The 15,853-nt window shown below is 64.1% G+C and carries 13 protein-coding genes, 1 tRNA gene and 1 pseudogene; 9 read left to right on the plus strand and 6 right to left on the minus strand.

The genetic code is table 11. The features are described from left to right. Positions 1-47: 47 nt before the first annotated feature. The 3 genes from F7P65_RS03355 to folE all read right to left on the minus strand — a co-directional run bounded on the left by F7P65_RS03355 (position 48) and on the right by folE (position 2,358). Complete coding sequence (locus F7P65_RS03355) at positions 48-824, minus strand: enoyl-CoA hydratase-related protein (protein WP_150290343.1); 777 nt, start codon at positions 822-824, stop codon at positions 48-50. Positions 825-913: 89 nt separating this feature from the next. Then, on the minus strand, positions 914-1,753 hold the full coding sequence (locus tag F7P65_RS03360) for an SDR family oxidoreductase (RefSeq protein WP_150290344.1): 840 nt from the start codon (positions 1,751-1,753) through the stop codon (positions 914-916). Beyond that, on the minus strand, positions 1,750-2,358 hold the full coding sequence (folE, locus tag F7P65_RS03365; RefSeq protein ID WP_150290345.1) for a GTP cyclohydrolase I FolE: 609 nt from the start codon (positions 2,356-2,358) through the stop codon (positions 1,750-1,752). The genes F7P65_RS03360 and folE overlap by 4 nt, the downstream gene beginning before the upstream one ends. Before the next feature lie 154 nt (positions 2,359-2,512). Here folE and F7P65_RS03370 point away from each other — a divergent pair, with 154 nt between their 5' ends. Then, positions 2,513-3,103 (plus strand): nucleotidyltransferase family protein, encoded by a 591-nt coding sequence (locus tag F7P65_RS03370; protein WP_150290346.1) that lies wholly within the window; start codon positions 2,513-2,515, stop codon positions 3,101-3,103. On the opposite strand, the gene F7P65_RS03375 is transcribed toward F7P65_RS03370, so the two are convergent. Beyond that, a complete protein-coding gene (locus F7P65_RS03375) occupies positions 3,100-4,770 on the minus strand; it encodes an MFS transporter (RefSeq protein ID WP_150290347.1) in 1,671 nt (556 codons plus the stop codon). The two genes, F7P65_RS03370 and F7P65_RS03375, sit on opposite strands and share 4 nt — an antisense overlap. A 194-nt stretch (positions 4,771-4,964) precedes the next feature. Here F7P65_RS03375 and F7P65_RS03380 point away from each other — a divergent pair, with 194 nt between their 5' ends. From F7P65_RS03380 to pgl, 5 genes are all read left to right on the plus strand, one after another. Next, positions 4,965-6,173, plus strand: a complete 1,209-nt coding sequence (locus F7P65_RS03380) for an acetyl-CoA C-acetyltransferase (RefSeq protein WP_150290348.1) — start codon at positions 4,965-4,967, stop codon at positions 6,171-6,173. A 21-nt stretch (positions 6,174-6,194) separates the two neighbouring features. Then, on the plus strand, positions 6,195-8,372 hold the full coding sequence (locus tag F7P65_RS03385; RefSeq protein ID WP_150290349.1) for a 3-hydroxyacyl-CoA dehydrogenase NAD-binding domain-containing protein: 2,178 nt from the start codon (positions 6,195-6,197) through the stop codon (positions 8,370-8,372). Positions 8,373-8,439: 67 nt separating this feature from the next. After that, positions 8,440-9,444 carry a UDP-glucose 4-epimerase GalE gene (gene galE / locus F7P65_RS03390; protein WP_150290350.1) on the plus strand — a complete coding sequence of 335 codons (1,005 nt, stop codon included), beginning with the start codon at positions 8,440-8,442 and terminating at the stop codon, positions 9,442-9,444. Next, on the plus strand, positions 9,441-9,914 hold the full coding sequence (locus F7P65_RS03395) for a YbaK/EbsC family protein (RefSeq protein ID WP_150290351.1): 474 nt from the start codon (positions 9,441-9,443) through the stop codon (positions 9,912-9,914). Before galE ends, F7P65_RS03395 begins: the two co-directional genes overlap by 4 nt. A 4-nt stretch (positions 9,915-9,918) precedes the next feature. Continuing rightward, positions 9,919-10,608, plus strand: a complete 690-nt coding sequence (pgl, locus tag F7P65_RS03400; RefSeq protein WP_150290352.1) for a 6-phosphogluconolactonase — start codon at positions 9,919-9,921, stop codon at positions 10,606-10,608. Between the two features lie 29 nt (positions 10,609-10,637). Here pgl and F7P65_RS03405 read toward each other — a convergent pair. Next, a pseudogene (locus F7P65_RS03405) lies at positions 10,638-10,889 on the minus strand (hypothetical protein); the annotation flags it as partial. A gap of 53 nt (positions 10,890-10,942) precedes the next feature. On the opposite strand from F7P65_RS03405, the gene F7P65_RS03410 reads away from it, so the two are divergent. Then, a complete protein-coding gene (locus tag F7P65_RS03410; protein WP_150290353.1) occupies positions 10,943-12,088 on the plus strand; it encodes an aminotransferase class I/II-fold pyridoxal phosphate-dependent enzyme in 1,146 nt (381 codons plus the stop codon). A 195-nt stretch (positions 12,089-12,283) separates the two neighbouring features. Here F7P65_RS03410 and F7P65_RS03415 read toward each other — a convergent pair. Continuing rightward, a tRNA-Leu gene (locus F7P65_RS03415) sits at positions 12,284-12,368 on the minus strand. A 181-nt stretch (positions 12,369-12,549) separates the two neighbouring features. Here F7P65_RS03415 and zwf point away from each other — a divergent pair. Both zwf and edd read left to right on the plus strand, forming a co-directional pair. Next, positions 12,550-14,013, plus strand: coding sequence for a glucose-6-phosphate dehydrogenase (zwf, locus tag F7P65_RS03420; RefSeq protein WP_150290354.1), 1,464 nt, complete (start codon positions 12,550-12,552; stop codon positions 14,011-14,013). Further along, positions 14,006-15,832, plus strand: a complete 1,827-nt coding sequence (gene edd, locus F7P65_RS03425; protein WP_150290355.1) for a phosphogluconate dehydratase — start codon at positions 14,006-14,008, stop codon at positions 15,830-15,832. The genes zwf and edd overlap by 8 nt, the downstream gene beginning before the upstream one ends. Positions 15,833-15,853 lie beyond the last annotated feature (21 nt).

The following is a 15,853-nucleotide window of genomic DNA, read 5'->3' on the forward strand; positions in this document are numbered from 1 at the left end:
GATTTTCGGGCGACAGGGCGGGCAATCCCCGCCCTTCGTTCAGGGGATCAGCGCCCCTTCCAGACGCCGGGCCGCTTGGCGACGAAGGCTTCCATGCCCTCTTTCTTGTCCTCGGTCGCGGTCAGAATCTGGAACAGGCGGCGTTCGGTCAATATGCCCTGCGCCAATCCGGTTTCGAACGCCAGATTGACCATTTCCTTGTTCACCATCGCCGCCATGGGCGGCATCCCGGCGATCGCGGCGGCCGTCTTGAGCGCGTCGTCCAGCAACTCGGCCGCCGGAACGATCCGCGCGACCAGCCCGGCGCTTTCCGCTTCCTCAGCCCCCATCATCCGGCCGGTCAGGCACATTTCCATCGCCTTCGCCTTGCCCACCGCGCGGGTCAGGCGCTGCGATCCGCCCATGCCCGGCGCCACGCCCAGCTTGATTTCAGGCTGACCGAATTTCGCCGTGTCGGCCGCCAGGATGAAGTCCGCCATCATCGCCAGTTCGCACCCGCCACCCAGCGCGAAACCGGCGACCGCCGCGATCCACGGCTTGCGGGTCGCCACCACATCGCTCTGCCAGCCGGCGAAGAAATCCTGAAGGAAGAAATCCGCCGCCTCCTTCTCCACCATTTCCTTGATGTCGGCGCCAGCGGCAAAGGCCTTCTCGCTGCCGGTGAGGACAAGGCAGCGTTGCGACGGATCGGCATCATAGGCCGCGAAGGCCGCGCCCAGATCCTTGAGCACCTGGCCGTTCAACGCATTCAGCGCCTGCGGACGGTTGAGCGTGACCAGCGTCACCGCGTCGCGCTGTTCCACCAGGATCGTTTCATAAGCCATTGCCATCTCCGTTCATTCGATCATTTGCGCCGCTCTATGCAGGGTGGCGATGCTTGACCAGCCCTTCGCAAACCGCATCTTCGCAACCGCTATCGGCACAGATGCATGAAGTCCCGGTCATAGCTGCGCTGATGCGCGCCGCCGTCGATATAAAGCGTCTGCCCCGTCACCGCACCCGCGCCCGCAAGGTACAACACCGCTTCGGCAATCTGATCCGCCTGCGGCAACCGCTCCAGCGGCATCAGCTTCGCCAGCCGCTCCATCTGGCCCTCATCATAATCGGGCGTGGCTATGGTCAGGCCCGGTGCCACGGCGTTGACCCGAATCTGCGGCGCCAGCGTCGCAGCAGACAGTTTCGTCAGGCCAGCCAGCGCCATTTTCGACAGCGTATAAGCCAGTTGATCGCCATGGGGATGGTCGATCCGCTGGTCCAATATGTTGACGATGCATCGATCGCCCGCCCCCGCCGGGACAGTCGCAAACGCCTTCGTCAGCAAGGTCGGCGCGGCGCAATTGACCGCATAATGGCGCATCAGGTCATCGGCACCCACATTGCCGAGCCGATCCTGCCCGAAGATCGCCGCGCTGTTGACCAGCACATCTGGGGGACGGCCGAACCGTTCCGCAACCAGCGCAACCAGTTCCTCCGCCCCTTCGGGATCGGCGAAATCGACGGTGAAACCGTCCCATTCGGTCCCATGCTCCTCCAGCGTCAGCGCGAGGTGGGAATCGAGCCGGGTGTCATGGCTGCCATGGATGGCCAGCGAATAGCCCGCCCGCGCAAAGGCGGCCGATATGATACCGCCCAGCCGCCGGTGCCCGCCCGTGACCAGCGCCAGACGCTTCTGCGCCAGCGGCAAGGCGCCGGACTCCGGCTGCTTCCGAGCGCCACCCAGAGGCCGATAACCGGGCGCTTCCTCTCCGCTCACGCGCCGATCAGCTTCAGCACTTCTTCGCGGCTCTTCTCATCGTCGCGGAAGACGCCGAGCATGCGGCTGGTCTTCATGACGACATTGGGCGTACGCACGCCGCGCCCGGTCATGCAGCCATGGGTCGCTTCGACCACCACGGCCACGCCCTGCGGCTTCAGATTTTCCCAGATGCAGTTGGCGACTTCCGACGTCAGCCGCTCCTGCACCTGAAGGCGGTGGGCAAAGGCGTGCAGCACACGCGCCAGCTTCGATATGCCGACGACATACTGGCCGGGAAGATAGGCGATATGCGCGACGCCGACGATCGGCGCCATATGATGTTCGCAATGCGACTGGAACGGAATGTCCTTCAGCAGCACGATGTCGTCATAGCCGCCTACTTCATGGAAGATGCGGGAAAGGTGATAGGCCGGATCGTCCCCATATCCGCGGCAATATTCCTTCCACGCCCGCGCCACGCGTTCGGGCGTTTCGAGCAACCCTTCCCGCTCGGGCGTATCGCCCGACCAGCGGATCAGTGTCCGAATCGCTTCCGAAACATCCTTCGGAACGGGAATCTTGACCGACTCACCCGCGGCCTCCGCATCGGGATCATATTCCATGGACGACACCACTCCTCCTGTTGCTTCAGAGGCATATGGCGACTGATTCGCAGGAACGCCAGCCCCTTCGCCGCGCTGGACAGAAGAACGCCCGGATGGCACATGCAGGTAAAACCGGATAAACCGGGTCGCGCCAATCAACCATAATGGAACCATGCGGACCGAACAGATCGCCGCTGTCCTGCTTGCGGCAGGCACATCCTCCCGTTTCGGGGAGGAAGACAAGCTGATGGCCGAATGGCGCGGCAAGCCCGTGGCCGTCCATGCGCTGGAAACCGTCGCGTCCATGGCCTTTGCCGAACTGGTGGCCGTCGCCCGGCCCATCGCGCAGGCCCCCGTCCTCCACCGCAGGCTGGAGCGGCGCGGCTATACGATCCTGGTCAATGACCGGTCGGAGGAAGGCATTTCCAGCAGCATCGTCAGAGCGGTCGAGCATGTGATGCCGCTCCGCAAATGTCGGGGAATCCTGATCTGTCTGGCCGACATGCCCGATGTGCCGCAGACCCATTATAATCGCATCTGCCTCGCTGCGGAGGACATCCGGTCGGTGGTCGCCAGCACGGACGGCTTTTCCTCCTCTCCCCCCGCCTTTATCGGGCGCAAGCATTTTCCGGAATTACTGGCCCTGCGCGGGGATCAGGGCGCGCGGGCGCTGCTCAGCCATGGCGTGCAGATCGAGACGATGGGCGCCTGCCTGCGCGACATCGACACGCCCGAGGACCTGCTGATGCGGAGCGACGACTAACTCGAGCGGGTCGGGTCGGTCATCGGATCGCCCATCTCACGCGGATCGGCGGAGCGGGCGAGCGGCAGGGACCCGGTCTGCCGTTCCAGCATGCGGTGGACGACCGGCGGATGGGGACCCTTGTGCAGGGCCTGGATCGCTTTGCTATTCGCCATGTCCGCCACCGTCCGGCGGCTGTTGTGGCGCACATAGTCGAGCCAGGTCGAGACATGATAGCGCTCCATCCACAATTCCGGGTCGGCCAGATCGCGCAGCAGCGACCAGCCATGCGCGCCGTCGCGACGGCGGATGCGGCGGCGTTCGCTCATCGCCGCCAGGAACGGGACGACCGATCCCGCCGGAATGCGATATTCGATGGTGACGACCACAGGTCCGCTGCGCGGCGCGATGGGCACCGCCGTCTCCGGCTCCCGCCAGAGATTCTGGAGGTCGAGATTCTCGTCGCCCGCCTGCAGCAAAGGCCGGAGATAGCCGATCAGGGCAGAAACGAACTGGACGGCAGCCGCGACATAGAGCGCGACGACGACGCCATGATCCTCCGCCAAGGTGCCGAACAGCCAGGCCCCGCCCGCCATGCCGCCAAAGGCGACCATCTGGTAGAGGGCGACCGCCCGCGCCACGACCCAGCGCGGGGCGGACATCTGGACAGAAACGTTGAAGCTGGACAGGGCGATCACCCATCCCGCCCCCGCCAGCAACAGACCAAGCAAGGCGAGGACCAGCCAGGGGCTGGCCGCCATCAACGCCGTGCCCGCAGCCAGCGCCAGAGCGGAACAGCGCACAATGGTTTCGACCGAAAAACGCTGACGCAGCTTAGCCGTGGACAAAGCGCCCAACACCGCGCCGATGCCGAAGGCCGCACTGAGCGCACCGAACGTCAGCGCGCTGCCGCCCAATATGTCCCGCGCGACCAACGGCATCATCGCGGACACCGCGCTGGCCCCGATGCCGAAGGCTGCGGCGCGCAGCAGCACGTGCTGAATTTTGGGCGACATCGCGACATAGCGGACCCCAGCCGCCATCGCGACGCCCATACGCTCGCGCGGCAAGAGTTGCGGCGGCCGTTCGGGGCGCCAACGGACGAGAACAACAACCAGCCCGATATAGCTGACCGCGTTGATCAGGAAGGCGCTCGCCGCCCCCGCCACGGCGACGATGACGCCGCCCAGCGCCGGGCCTGTGCTGCGCGCCATGTTGAAGCCCATGGAATTGAGCGAGACGGCATTGGGCAAGGCAGCGCGCGGCACCATGTCGCCCACCGACGCCTGCCACGCCGGGCCGTTGATCGCGGTCGCGCAGCCGACCAGGAAGGTGAAGCCGAGCAAGGCCCAGGGCGACACCCACCCCATCCAGGCGAACAGCGCCAGCAGGGCGGAAACGATCAGCATGAACAACTGGCAGCACAGCATCACCAGCCGCCGGTCGCGATTATCCGCCAGCGCGCCTGCCCAGAGCGACAGCAACATGATCGGCAGGGTCGTTGCCGCCGGCACCAGCGCGATCATCTGCGGCGATGCCGACAGCGAGGTCATCATCCACTGGGCGCCGACCGACTGGATCAACCCGCCGAAATTGGAGGCAAGGCTGGCCCACCAGATCGCGCGGAAGATCGGAATCGAAAAGGGCGATGGCGCCTGAGGGGGGTCTGAGTCTGCCACGCAATCCATGAAGCGGAATTGGGCGAGACGGTCAAACCGCCGAATCGCGAAATGCGTTGGAAGCAGGAATGAAATCGCGAAACGAGCGCGATTTAAGGGTTGACGTTACGGTCGTCGCGGCTTGACGATAGGACTTGCACTTTACGTAAACGTAAATACATTCGCCGGCGTATCCGACGCCCTCCGGAGAGGAATGGAAAGCCATGGAAGCCTTTATTTACGATGCCGTCAGAACACCCCGCGGACGGGGCAAGGCGGATGGATCGCTGCATGAAATCACGCCCATCCAGTTGGCGACGCAGGTTCTGGAAGCCGTGCGCGACCGGACCCGGATCGACACCGCCGATGTCGACGATGTGGTTCTGGGCTGCGTCAGCCCCGTGGGCGAACAGGGCGCCGATATAGCCCGTGCGGCGGCGCTGAACGCCGACTATGCCCAGACCGTGCCGGGCGTTCAGGTCAACCGGTTCTGCGCCTCTGGCCTGGAGGCGGTGAACATGGCCGCGGCGAAGGTCTTTTCGGGCGAGGCGGGCCTTGCCATCGGCGGCGGCGTCGAATCGATGAGCCGGGTGCCCATGGGTTCGGACGGCGGCGGCTTTGCGATGGACCCGTCGGCCGCCTACAAGATATATTTCGCGCCGCAGGGCATTGGCGCCGACGTGATCGCGACCAAGTTCGGCATCAGCCGCGACGATGTCGATGCCTATGCCGTGGAAAGCCAGCGCCGGGCCAAGGCCGCGTGGGATGAGAAGCGTTTCGCGAAATCCATCGTGCCGGTGAAGGACGTGATGAGCGCGGTCGTGCTCGATCATGACGAACATATGCGCCCCGATGCAACGATGCAGTCGCTGGCTGCGCTGAAGCCCAGCTTCGCGGCGCTGGGCGAGGACATGCCGGGCTTCGATGCGATTGCCCTGCTGCGCTATCCCGAACTGGAGCGGGTGAACCATGTCCATCATGCCGGTAACAGCTCCGGCATTGTCGACGGCGCCGCCGCGGTGCTGGTCGGCAACAAGGAAATGGGCGAGAAATATGGGCTGACGCCCCGCGCCCGTATCAAGGCCATGGCCTCCATCGGGTCGGAGCCGCTCATCATGCTGACCGGGCCGGAATTCGTCGCGGGCAAACTGCTCAGCCGCGCGGGCATGAATAAGGCCGACATCGACCTTTGGGAACTGAACGAAGCCTTTTCCAGTGTCGTGCTGCGCTACATGCAGGCCATGGACCTCGACCACAGCCAGATCAACGTCAATGGCGGCGCGATCGCGATGGGCCATCCGCTGGGCGCGACCGGGGCGATGGTACTGGGGACCGCGCTGGATGAGCTGGAACGGACCGGCAAGGGCACCGCGCTCATCAACCTGTGCGTCGGCGCGGGCATGGGCACCGGCATCATCATCGAGCGCGTTTGAGCGGAATTGGGAGAGACGAACATGAACACGATCCGCTTCGACATCGACGCCGACGGCATCGCCACGCTGACGATCGACGTTCCCGACCAGTCGATGAACGTCATCGGCCCGGATTTCCTGGCCGATCTGGATGCCGCGATCACGCGCATTTCGTCCGAGGAGGCCATCAAGGGCGCGGTCATTGCCTCGGGCAAGGACAGCGGCTTCATGGCGGGCATGGACCTCAAACATTTCGGCTCCATGTTGGCAAACGACACCGGCAGACGCCCTACCCCGGCGGAGATCTTCGACCAGGTTTTCGCGCTGAACCAACTGTTCCGGCGGCTGGAAACCTGCGGCAAGCCGGTGGCCTGCGCCATTGAGGGCACCTGCGTCGGCGGCGGGTTCGAACTGGCGTTGGCCTGCCACCGCCGCGTCGTGGGTGACAGCCCGAAGACGCAGCTTGGCCTGCCCGAAATCCTGATCGGCCTGTTCCCCGGCGGCGGCGGGTCGCAGCGCCTGCCGCGCCTGATGGGCGTCCAGGCGGCGCTGATGTACATGTTGCAGGGCAAGCTGTTCCGCCCCGCCGAAGCGGCGATGATGAAGGTCGTCGATGAGCTTGTCCCGCAGGGCGCCGCCGTCGAAAAGGCCAGGGAATGGGTGAAGGCCAATCCGTCCGCCTCGGTGCAGCCCTGGGATCAGAAGGGTTTCAAGTTCCCCGGCGGCGCCGGCGCGTTCAACCCGGCCTTCGTGCAGACCATGGTGGGCGCTCTGCCTATGACGCTCAAGCAGACACAGCGGAACCTCAACGGACCGGTTGCACTGCTGTCGGCGGTCTATGAGGGCGCGTTGCTGCCCATGGACCGCGCGATCCGGATCGAGAGCAAATATTTCGCCAGGATCGTGACCGATCCGCAGGCCGCAAACATGATCCGCAGTCTGTTCGTCAACAAGCAGGCGGCGGAGCGCGGCGCGCGCCGACCCAAGGACCAGCCCAAGGCCCCCACGAAGAAGCTCGCCATGCTGGGCGCGGGCATGATGGGCGCGGGCATCGCCACCGTTGCCGCGCAGGCGGGCATGGAAGTGGTGCTGTTCGACCGCGATCAGGCTTATGCCGAAAAGGGCAAGGTACATGTCGAGGACGTGCTGAAGAAGCGGCTGGGTCGCGGCATGACGCCCGAGAAGATGGCGGAAGTGCTGGCCCGCGTGACGCCCACCACCGACTATGCCGCACTCGCCGGAGCAGACTTCGTGATCGAGGCGGTGTTCGAGGATGTCGGCATCAAGGCCGAGGTGACGAAGAAAGTCGAGGAAGTGCTGGGCGCGGACACGATCTTCGGGTCCAACACCTCCACCCTGCCGATTACCCGGCTGGCCAAGGCATGGAGCAAGCCGGAGAATTTCATCGGCATCCACTTCTTCTCGCCGGTCGAGAAGATGCCGCTGGTGGAGATCATCCTGGGCAAGGAAACCGGACCGGCGGCCATCGCCAAGGCAATGGATTTCGTCAGCCAGATCAAGAAGACGCCCATCGTCGTCAATGACTCGCGCGGCTTCTACACCTCGCGCTGCTTCGGCACCTATGTGCAGGAGGGCGTGGAGATGGTCGCCGAGGGGATCAACCCGGCGCTGATCGAAAATGCCGGGCGGCAGCTGGGCATGCCGGTGGGTCCGCTGGCGGTGGGCGACGAGGTTTCCATCGAACTGGGCCACAAGATCGTCGTCGCCGCGCAGAAGGAACTGGGCGATGCCTATGTCGCCCAGCCATCCGACGCGGTGATGGCGAAGATGGTCGAGATGGGCCGTCTGGGCCGCAAGAGCGCCAAGGGCTGGTACGACTATCCCGAGGGTGGGAAAAAGCATCTCTGGACCGGCTTGGAGGAGATGTTCCCCCGCGCCGCCGTGCAGCCCGATGTCGAGGAAGTGAAGGAGCGGCTGCTCTATCGCCAGCTCGTCGAATGCGCGCGCTGTTTCGAAGAGGGTGTGCTGGAAACGCCGGAGGATGGCGATATCGGCGCGATCTTCGGCTGGGGCTTCGCGCCCTATACCGGCGGGCCGTTCAGCCATATGGACACGGTCGGCATCGGCCATGTCGTCGCGGTGCTGGAACGGCTGGCGGCCAGCCATGGCAACCGCTTCGCGCCAACCGTGCAGTTGCAGGACATGGCAGCGAGCGGCGCGACCTTCTATCACCCCGCTTCATCCCGCGCTGCGGCGTGAATGGGGTGTAAATCGTAACGTGAGTGGTTTAGGTCTTCCCGATATTCTTCGGGGAGACCTACTTCTTATGAGCGACAAGCCGACGGTTCTGGTCACAGGCGGGGCCGGTTATATTGGCAGCCATGCGGTGCTGGCGCTGCGCGACGCGGGCTATGGCGTCGTGGTGATCGACAATCTGGTGACGGGTTTCCGTTGGGCCGTGCCGGGCGATGTCGCTTTCGTACAGGGCGATATTTCCGACCAGCCGCTGGTGCAGCAGACGCTGCGCGATCATGCTGTGAAGGCCGTGATGCACTTTGCCGGATCGGTGGTGGTGCCGGAATCGGTCGAGAACCCGCTGAAATATTATCACAACAACAGCGCCAAGACCCGCGACCTGATCGAGAGCGTGGTCACAGTCGGCGTGCCGCATTTCATCTTTTCCTCGACCGCCGCGACCTATGGCATCCCGGAGGAAAGCCCGGTCAGGGAAACGACGCCGCAGCGGCCGATCAATCCCTATGGCATGTCGAAGCTGATGACCGAATATATGCTGCGCGACGTCAGCGCGGCGCATCCGATGAACTTCTGCGCGCTGCGCTACTTCAACGTCGCGGGCGCCGATCCGGCCGGACGCACGGGGCAGTCCACGGCGGGCGCAACGCATCTCATCAAGGTCGCGGTCGAGGCGGCCCTGGGCAAGCGCGGTCATGTGAGCGTGTTCGGGACGGACTTCGACACGCCCGACGGCACCGGCGTGCGCGACTATATCCATGTCAGCGATCTGGCGGCGGCGCATGTGCTGGCACTGGAGGCGCTGATGGCCCGGCCGGAGCAGAATTATCTGCTCAATTGCGGCTATGGGCGCGGCTTTTCGGTGCTGGAGGTGCTGGATGCGGTGGACCGGGTGACGAACCTGAAGATCGACCGACGCATGGAGGGACGGCGCGCGGGCGACCCGGACGCGTTGATCTCCGATAACCGGGCGATCATGGATGCGTTCCCATGGACGCCCCGCTATGCGGATCTCGACCAGATCGTGACCCACGCCCTCGCCTGGGAGCGTAAGCTGACCGAGATTCAGGGACAATGAGCGCGGACTCGGTTCGCGCCTTTTTCTCCACCCATGCGCCCGACGTCGCGATCATCGACCAGGGGGTGAGCACCGCCACGGTCAATGAAGCCGCCGAGGCTCTGGGCGTGGTGCCGGCGCGGATCGCCAAGACCCTGTCACTGCGGGTCGGGGATGCGGTCGCGCTGGTGGTGGCGCGGGGCGATGCGCGGCTGCATAATGGCAAGGCGAAGGCGGCGTTGGGGGCGAAACCCCGGATGCTGGGACTTGAGGAGGTCGAGGGATTGACCGGGCATCCCGTGGGGGGCGTTTGCCCCTTCGGACTGGCAGCGCCCCTGCCCGTTTATTGCGATGTGTCCTTGCAGGCTTTCGAGACGGTATTTCCTGCCGCTGGATCGCGAACCACGTCAGTGGAATTGACACCTGCGCGGCTGGCCGAACTGACCTCCGCGCAATGGATCGACATCTGCACCCTGCCGGAAGAGAATTGATCCCATGTCTATCGAACATCTTTTCATCGACGGCGCTCTCGCGGCGACAGACATGGCGCGGCGGATCGGCGTCATTCTGGGCGATGCCATTGCGGCGCGTGGCGTGGCGACGATCGCGCTTTCGGGCGGGCGCTCGCCCAAAGCCGTGCTGGAGGCATTGTCAGGCACGGCGCTCGACTGGGACAAGGTGATCGTCACGCTGGTCGATGAACGCTGGGTGGCGCCGGATCACGCCGACAGCAATGAGCGGCTGATGCGCGAGACGCTGCTTCAGGGGAAGGCAGCGAAGGCCCGGTTCGTACCGATGAAAAATGATGCGGCTGATGCCTATGCCGGGCAGGCCGCATGCGAGGCGGCTTTCGCGGCCCTGCCCTGGCCGCTCGACATCGTCCTTTTGGGCATGGGAGAGGACGGGCACACGGCTTCCCTCTTCCCGGAGGCGAAGGAGCTCGCCGAGGGGCTTTCGACCGAGGCGCTGACGCTGGCGGTGACGCCGCCGGCCGCGCCGCATCAGCGCATGTCGATGAGCGCCGGGGCGATCCTCAAGAGCCGGCATGTGTTCCTGCAAATCGGCGGGGCGGCGAAGAAGGCGGTTTATGACCGGGCCTTGGCAGGTGGAGCGGTCGAGGAACTGCCGATCCGGGTCGCGCTTTGCCAGCATGCCGTGTCCGTGGAGGTCTGGATATCGGAGTGACCGTCGTCGTGCGACCCCTGCTTTGAGGCCCTATGGTTCGAGAAGAGGTAGCGCCAGACGCCGATGGCGTTGATCACCAGCAACGCGACATTCTGGAAACCGATGCCCTTGCTGTCCTCCGCGAAGAAGCCCCAAAGGATCAGCGCCACCGAAGAGGTCACGAACAACAGGAACGCCCATCCGGTGATGCGGCGTCCAAGGTTCAGCGATACGACCAGGGCGGCGAAGGTCGCGGCACCCGCACCATAATATTGCAGGATGTTGAGGAGGGTTTCGTTCACGCCTGTCCAACGCGGCAATTGTGACAAGGTTTCGGGCCGAGTAAGAGGCACCCATGATTGCTCAGATAGACCCCTTCCACGCCATCGCCATCAGCCGGGAAGCGCATCAGCTTGAGGCCGAGGGGCGATCCATCCTGCATATGGAATTCGGCCAGCCTTCGACCGGAGCGCCCTTGGCCGCCATTGCCGAAGCGCATGAGGTGCTGGACCGCGACCCCATGGGTTATTGGGAAAGCCCGGCACTGAAGGAGCGGATCGCGCTGCATTATCGGGAACGCCATGGCGTGACGGTGGAGGCGGAGCAGATCCTGCTGACCTGCGGGGCTTCGCCGGGACTGGTGCTCGCGCTGACCAGCCTGTTCGCGCCGGGCGCGCGGGTGGCGACGGCGCGGCCGGGCTATGTCGCCTATCGCAACACATTGAAGGCGCTGTATCTGGAGCCGCTGGAGGTCGATTGCGGCCCGGCGGAACGCTATCAGATCGGCGCGGCGGCGCTGGAAGCCCTGGAACCCGCGCCGGATGGGGCGATCATCGCCAGCCCGGCCAACCCCACAGGCACGATCATCCCGGCGGAGGAAATGGCGCGAATCGCCACCATCTGCCGGGCGCGCGGCATCAGGATCGTGTCGGACGAAATCTATCATGGCCTGAGCTATGGCGAACCGGCGCGGTCGATGCTGGAATTCGCACCGGACGCAGTGATCGTGAACAGCTTCTCCAAATATTTTTCCATGGCCGGATGGCGGCTGGGCTGGGTGGTGTTTCCGCCTGACCTGATCGACACGGCGCGGGCGCGGATGGGGAACCTGTTCCTGACGCCACCTTCTCTGGCGCAGCATGCAGGGGTGAAGGCGTTCGATTGCATCGATGAACTGGAGGGGCATGTCGCGACCTATCGGCGGAACCGCGAATTGTTGCTGGCCGCCCTGCCCGCGCTTGGCCTGAAGGAGATCGCACCGCCCGATGGCGCCTTCTACATCTATGCGGATGTAGGGCATCTGACGCAGGATAGCCTGTCCTTCTGCCAGAAGCTGCTGCGCGAAACCGGGGTGGCGACGGCGCCGGGGATCGATTTCGATCCGGTGGACGGGCATCGGCATATCCGTTTCAGCTTTGCGGTATCCACCGACAGGGTGGAGGATGCGATTGCGCGCATGATCCCCTGGTTCAAGGCGCAGGCCGAAGCGGCAGGGAATTGATCCATTCTGGATGGAACTGCAAATTCTTCTGGTATCGCAACGATTTGTGGTTAATCGCGGCGCCGCGACCCGAAGCTTTTACATCGTGAAAGCTTTTCCTAGCCCGGCAGCCACGGTTGCCGGGCTTTTTTTTCGCGCGCAAGGTGAAGCGCGCATGCAACGCAAGCAAATGCGTCCGATCCCGATTTCAGAGGATGGTGCGGGCGGTCGGAATCGAACCGACACTCCTTTCGGAACCGGATTTTGAGTCCGGCGCGTCTACCAGTTTCACCACGCCCGCGTCATGGTGGTGCGCAAATGGCAAAATCAAAGTCCCGCGTCCAGCCAAAAATCCAACGACTTCATCTTCTCGCGGTTGCGAGATGAACTTCGCGGCGATAGCCTGCTTGCGTGACGAGCGCCGCAGGGTATAAGGGCGGCATCGTGCAGACCTGAAAACACTAACGGAAAAGGGACATCCTTTGACCGAACCGTCTGCTACGTTCCTGTTGTTCGGCGCCACCGGCGATCTGGCCCATAGGATGATCTTCCCCTCGCTCTATAATCTGCTGGCCGATGGGCTGCTGCCGCACGATTTTCTCATCGTTGCGTCGGGCCGCACCGAGTTTACGGACGAACAGTTCCGCAGCGACATCGACAAGGCGCTCAGGAAATTCCTCGCCGCCGACCGCTATGAAGCGGAAACGGCGAACAAGCTTCGCGACATGATCGTCTACCAGGCCGTCGAGGCGGGTAAGGCCGATCAGTTCAAGGCGCTGGCGCAGCGGCTGGACGGCCGGACCGACAAGGGCGTTGCCGTCTATCTTTCGACACCTCCTTCCCTCTTCGCACCGACCGCCCAGGGTCTGGCCGATGCGGGCATCATCACGCCCAAGACGCGAATCGCCATGGAAAAGCCGATCGGCAAGGATCTGGCGTCATCGAAGGAGGTCAATGACGGCATCGGCGCGCTGTTCGCCGAGGACCAGATTTTCCGCGTCGACCATTATCTGGGCAAGGAAACCGTCCAGAACCTGCTCGCCCTGCGCTTCGGCAATGTGATGTTCGAACCGCTGTGGAACGCCACGGCCATCGGCCATGTACAGATCACCGTGGGCGAGACGGTGGGGCTGGAGGGCCGCGTTTCCTATTATGACGGGGTCGGCGCGTTGCGCGATATGGTGCAGAACCACGTCCTCCAGATCCTGTCGATCATCGCCATGGAACCGCCCGCGCGGATGGACCCGACGGCAGTGCGCGATGAGAAGGTTAAGGCGCTGCGTTCCCTGCGCCCGATGACGGCCGAGACCGTCAAGACGCATAGCGTGCGCGGCCAATATACGCCGGGCGCGGTCGGCGGACAGATCGTCACCGGCTATGCCGACGAATTGGGCAAGCCATCCGAGACCGAAACGTTCGTGGCGCTGAAAGCCTTTATCGACAATTGGCGTTGGCAGGGCGTGCCCTTCTACCTCCGCACCGGCAAGCGCATGCCCGCGCGCCAGTCGGAAATCATCATCCAGTTCAAGCCCGTGCGTCATTCGATCTTCGGCCGCAATGGCCATGGGTCGGGGCTGGAACCCAATACGATGATTATCCGCTTGCAGCCGGAAGAATATATCCGCCTGCTCATCATGAGCAAAAGGCCGGGGCTGGAGCGCGAAACCCATTTGAAGGAAGTGACGCTGGACGTGTCGCTGACCGCGGCCTTTGCCGGACAACGCCGCCGCATCGCCTATGAGCGGTTGATCCTGGATCTGCTGGCCGGCGACCAGACGCTGTTCGTGCGCCGCGATGAGGTCGAGGCGCAATGGATCTGGATCGATTCGATCATCGACGGGTGGAAGGATGCGGGGATGAAGCCCTCGCCCTATTCTTCCGGGAACTGGGGACCGTCTTCAGCGATTGCCCTTATCGAACGGGACGGAGCAAGCTGGAATGACTGATCTTCATCCGGTGATCGTCAAGGTCACCGAACGCATCACGAAGCGGAGCGCCGCTTCGCGCCTCAAATATCTCAGCCTGATCGAACGGGGACGGAACGCGGGCACCAACCGCGCCCAGCTTTCGTGCGGAAATCTCGCCCACGGCTTTGCCGCGAGCGGGGAAGACAAGCCTGTCATCCGCACCGGCGCTGCGATGAACTTCGGTATCGTCACCGCCTATAATGACATGCTGTCGGCGCATCAGCCCTATGGCCGCTATCCCGAGCAGATCAAGCTCGCGGCCCGCGAGGTCGGCTGCACCGCGCAGGTCGCGGGCGGGGTTCCCGCCATGTGCGACGGCGTGACTCAGGGGCAGGCAGGCATGGACCTGTCGCTTTTTTCCCGCGACACCATCGCCCTGTCGACGGCGGTGTCGTTGAGCCACGCCATGTTCGAAGGCGCGTTGCTGCTCGGCATTTGCGACAAGATCGTGCCGGGGTTGCTGATCGGCGCGCTGCGCTTCGGGCATCTGCCGACCATCCTGATCCCCGCCGGGCCAATGCCTTCGGGCCTTGCCAACAAGGAGAAGGTGCGCATTCGTCAGCTCTATGCCGAGGGCAAGGTCGGCAAGGAGGAACTGCTGGAGTCCGAAAGCGCCAGCTATCATGGCGCGGGCACCTGCACCTTCTACGGCACGGCGAACAGCAACCAGATGATGATGGAGATGATGGGGTTGCACATGCCCGCCGCCTCCTTCGTGCATCCGGGCACCAAGCTGCGGCAGGAATTGACGCGGGCGGCGGTGCATCAGCTTTCGCGCATCGGCTGGGACGGCGATGATTATCGCCCGCTTGGCCATTGCGTGAACGAGAAGGCGATCGTCAACGCGGTCATCGGGCTGATGGCGACCGGCGGGTCGACCAATCATGCGATCCACCTGCCCGCTATCGCGCGGGCGGCGGGCATCCATATCGACTGGACCGATTTTGCCGAGATTTCGGAAGTCGTGCCGCTGCTGGCGCGAATCTATCCCAATGGCTCGGGCGATGTAAACAATTTCCACGCAGCCGGCGGCATGTCCTATGTGATCCGCGAATTGCTGGGCAACGGCCTGCTGCATGGCGATATTCCGACCGTGGCCCGTCAGGGACTGGCCGATTACGGGCAGGAGCCGGTGCTGGAGAATGAGGCGCTGGTCTGGAAGGATGTGCCGCAATCGCGGGACGAAACCATCCTGCGGCCAGTCGCCAACCCGTTCAGCGCGGATGGCGGCATGAAATTGCTGTCCGGCAATCTGGGTCGCTGCGTCATGAAGGTGAGCGCAGTCGATCCGGAACGCTGGACGATAGAGGCGCCGGCGGCGATCTTCCACGATCAGGACGATGTGCTGCGCGCCTTCAAGGCGGGCGAACTGGAACGCGATGTCGTGGTGGTCGTCCGCTTCCAGGGGCCGCGCGCCAACGGCATGCCCGAACTGCACAAGCTGACCCCGGCGCTGGGCGTGTTGCAGGATCGCGGCTTCCGCGTGGCGCTGTTGACGGACGGCCGCATGTCCGGGGCTTCGGGCAAGGTGCCCGCGGCCATCCATCTCTCGCCCGAGGCCTTGGGCGGTGGTCCCATCGGCCGGCTGCGCGACGGCGATCGGGTGCGGGTCTGTGCGCAAACGGGACAGGTCGAGGCGCTGGTGGAGGCGGCGGAATGGGATGCGCGAGACATTCCGCCTCCGCCCCCTGCCCCCTATGATACCGGGCGCGAACTGTTCGCGCTGTTCCGGCAGCATAGCGATCTGGCGGAGATGGGCGCTTCTCCGATCCTCGCCGCGATGGAAACCGAAGTTTAAAATCATCCGTTGTCCCGGTAA

The organism is Sphingobium estronivorans (genome assembly GCF_008692605.1).
Classification (GTDB): Bacteria; Pseudomonadota; Alphaproteobacteria; order Sphingomonadales; family Sphingomonadaceae; genus Sphingobium; species Sphingobium estronivorans.

Bases quoted from the DNA above. Each gene is read 5' to 3' on its own strand.
- F7P65_RS03370 (WP_150290346.1), top strand. From the start codon at position 2,513: ATGCGGACCGAACAGATCGCCGCTGTCCTGCTTGCGGCAGGCACATCC.
- folE (WP_150290345.1), bottom strand. From the start codon at position 2,358: ATGGAATATGATCCCGATGCGGAGGCCGCGGGTGAGTCGGTCAAGATT.
- F7P65_RS03380 (WP_150290348.1), top strand. From the start codon at position 4,965: ATGGAAGCCTTTATTTACGATGCCGTCAGAACACCCCGCGGACGGGGC.
- galE (WP_150290350.1), top strand. From the start codon at position 8,440: ATGAGCGACAAGCCGACGGTTCTGGTCACAGGCGGGGCCGGTTATATT.
- F7P65_RS03375 (WP_150290347.1), bottom strand. From the start codon at position 4,770: ATGGATTGCGTGGCAGACTCAGACCCCCCTCAGGCGCCATCGCCCTTT.
- F7P65_RS03395 (WP_150290351.1), top strand. From the start codon at position 9,441: ATGAGCGCGGACTCGGTTCGCGCCTTTTTCTCCACCCATGCGCCCGAC.
- F7P65_RS03355 (WP_150290343.1), bottom strand. From the start codon at position 824: ATGGCTTATGAAACGATCCTGGTGGAACAGCGCGACGCGGTGACGCTG.
- F7P65_RS03385 (WP_150290349.1), top strand. From the start codon at position 6,195: ATGAACACGATCCGCTTCGACATCGACGCCGACGGCATCGCCACGCTG.
- F7P65_RS03410 (WP_150290353.1), top strand. From the start codon at position 10,943: ATGATTGCTCAGATAGACCCCTTCCACGCCATCGCCATCAGCCGGGAA.
- edd (WP_150290355.1), top strand. From the start codon at position 14,006: ATGACTGATCTTCATCCGGTGATCGTCAAGGTCACCGAACGCATCACG.
- pgl (WP_150290352.1), top strand. From the start codon at position 9,919: ATGTCTATCGAACATCTTTTCATCGACGGCGCTCTCGCGGCGACAGAC.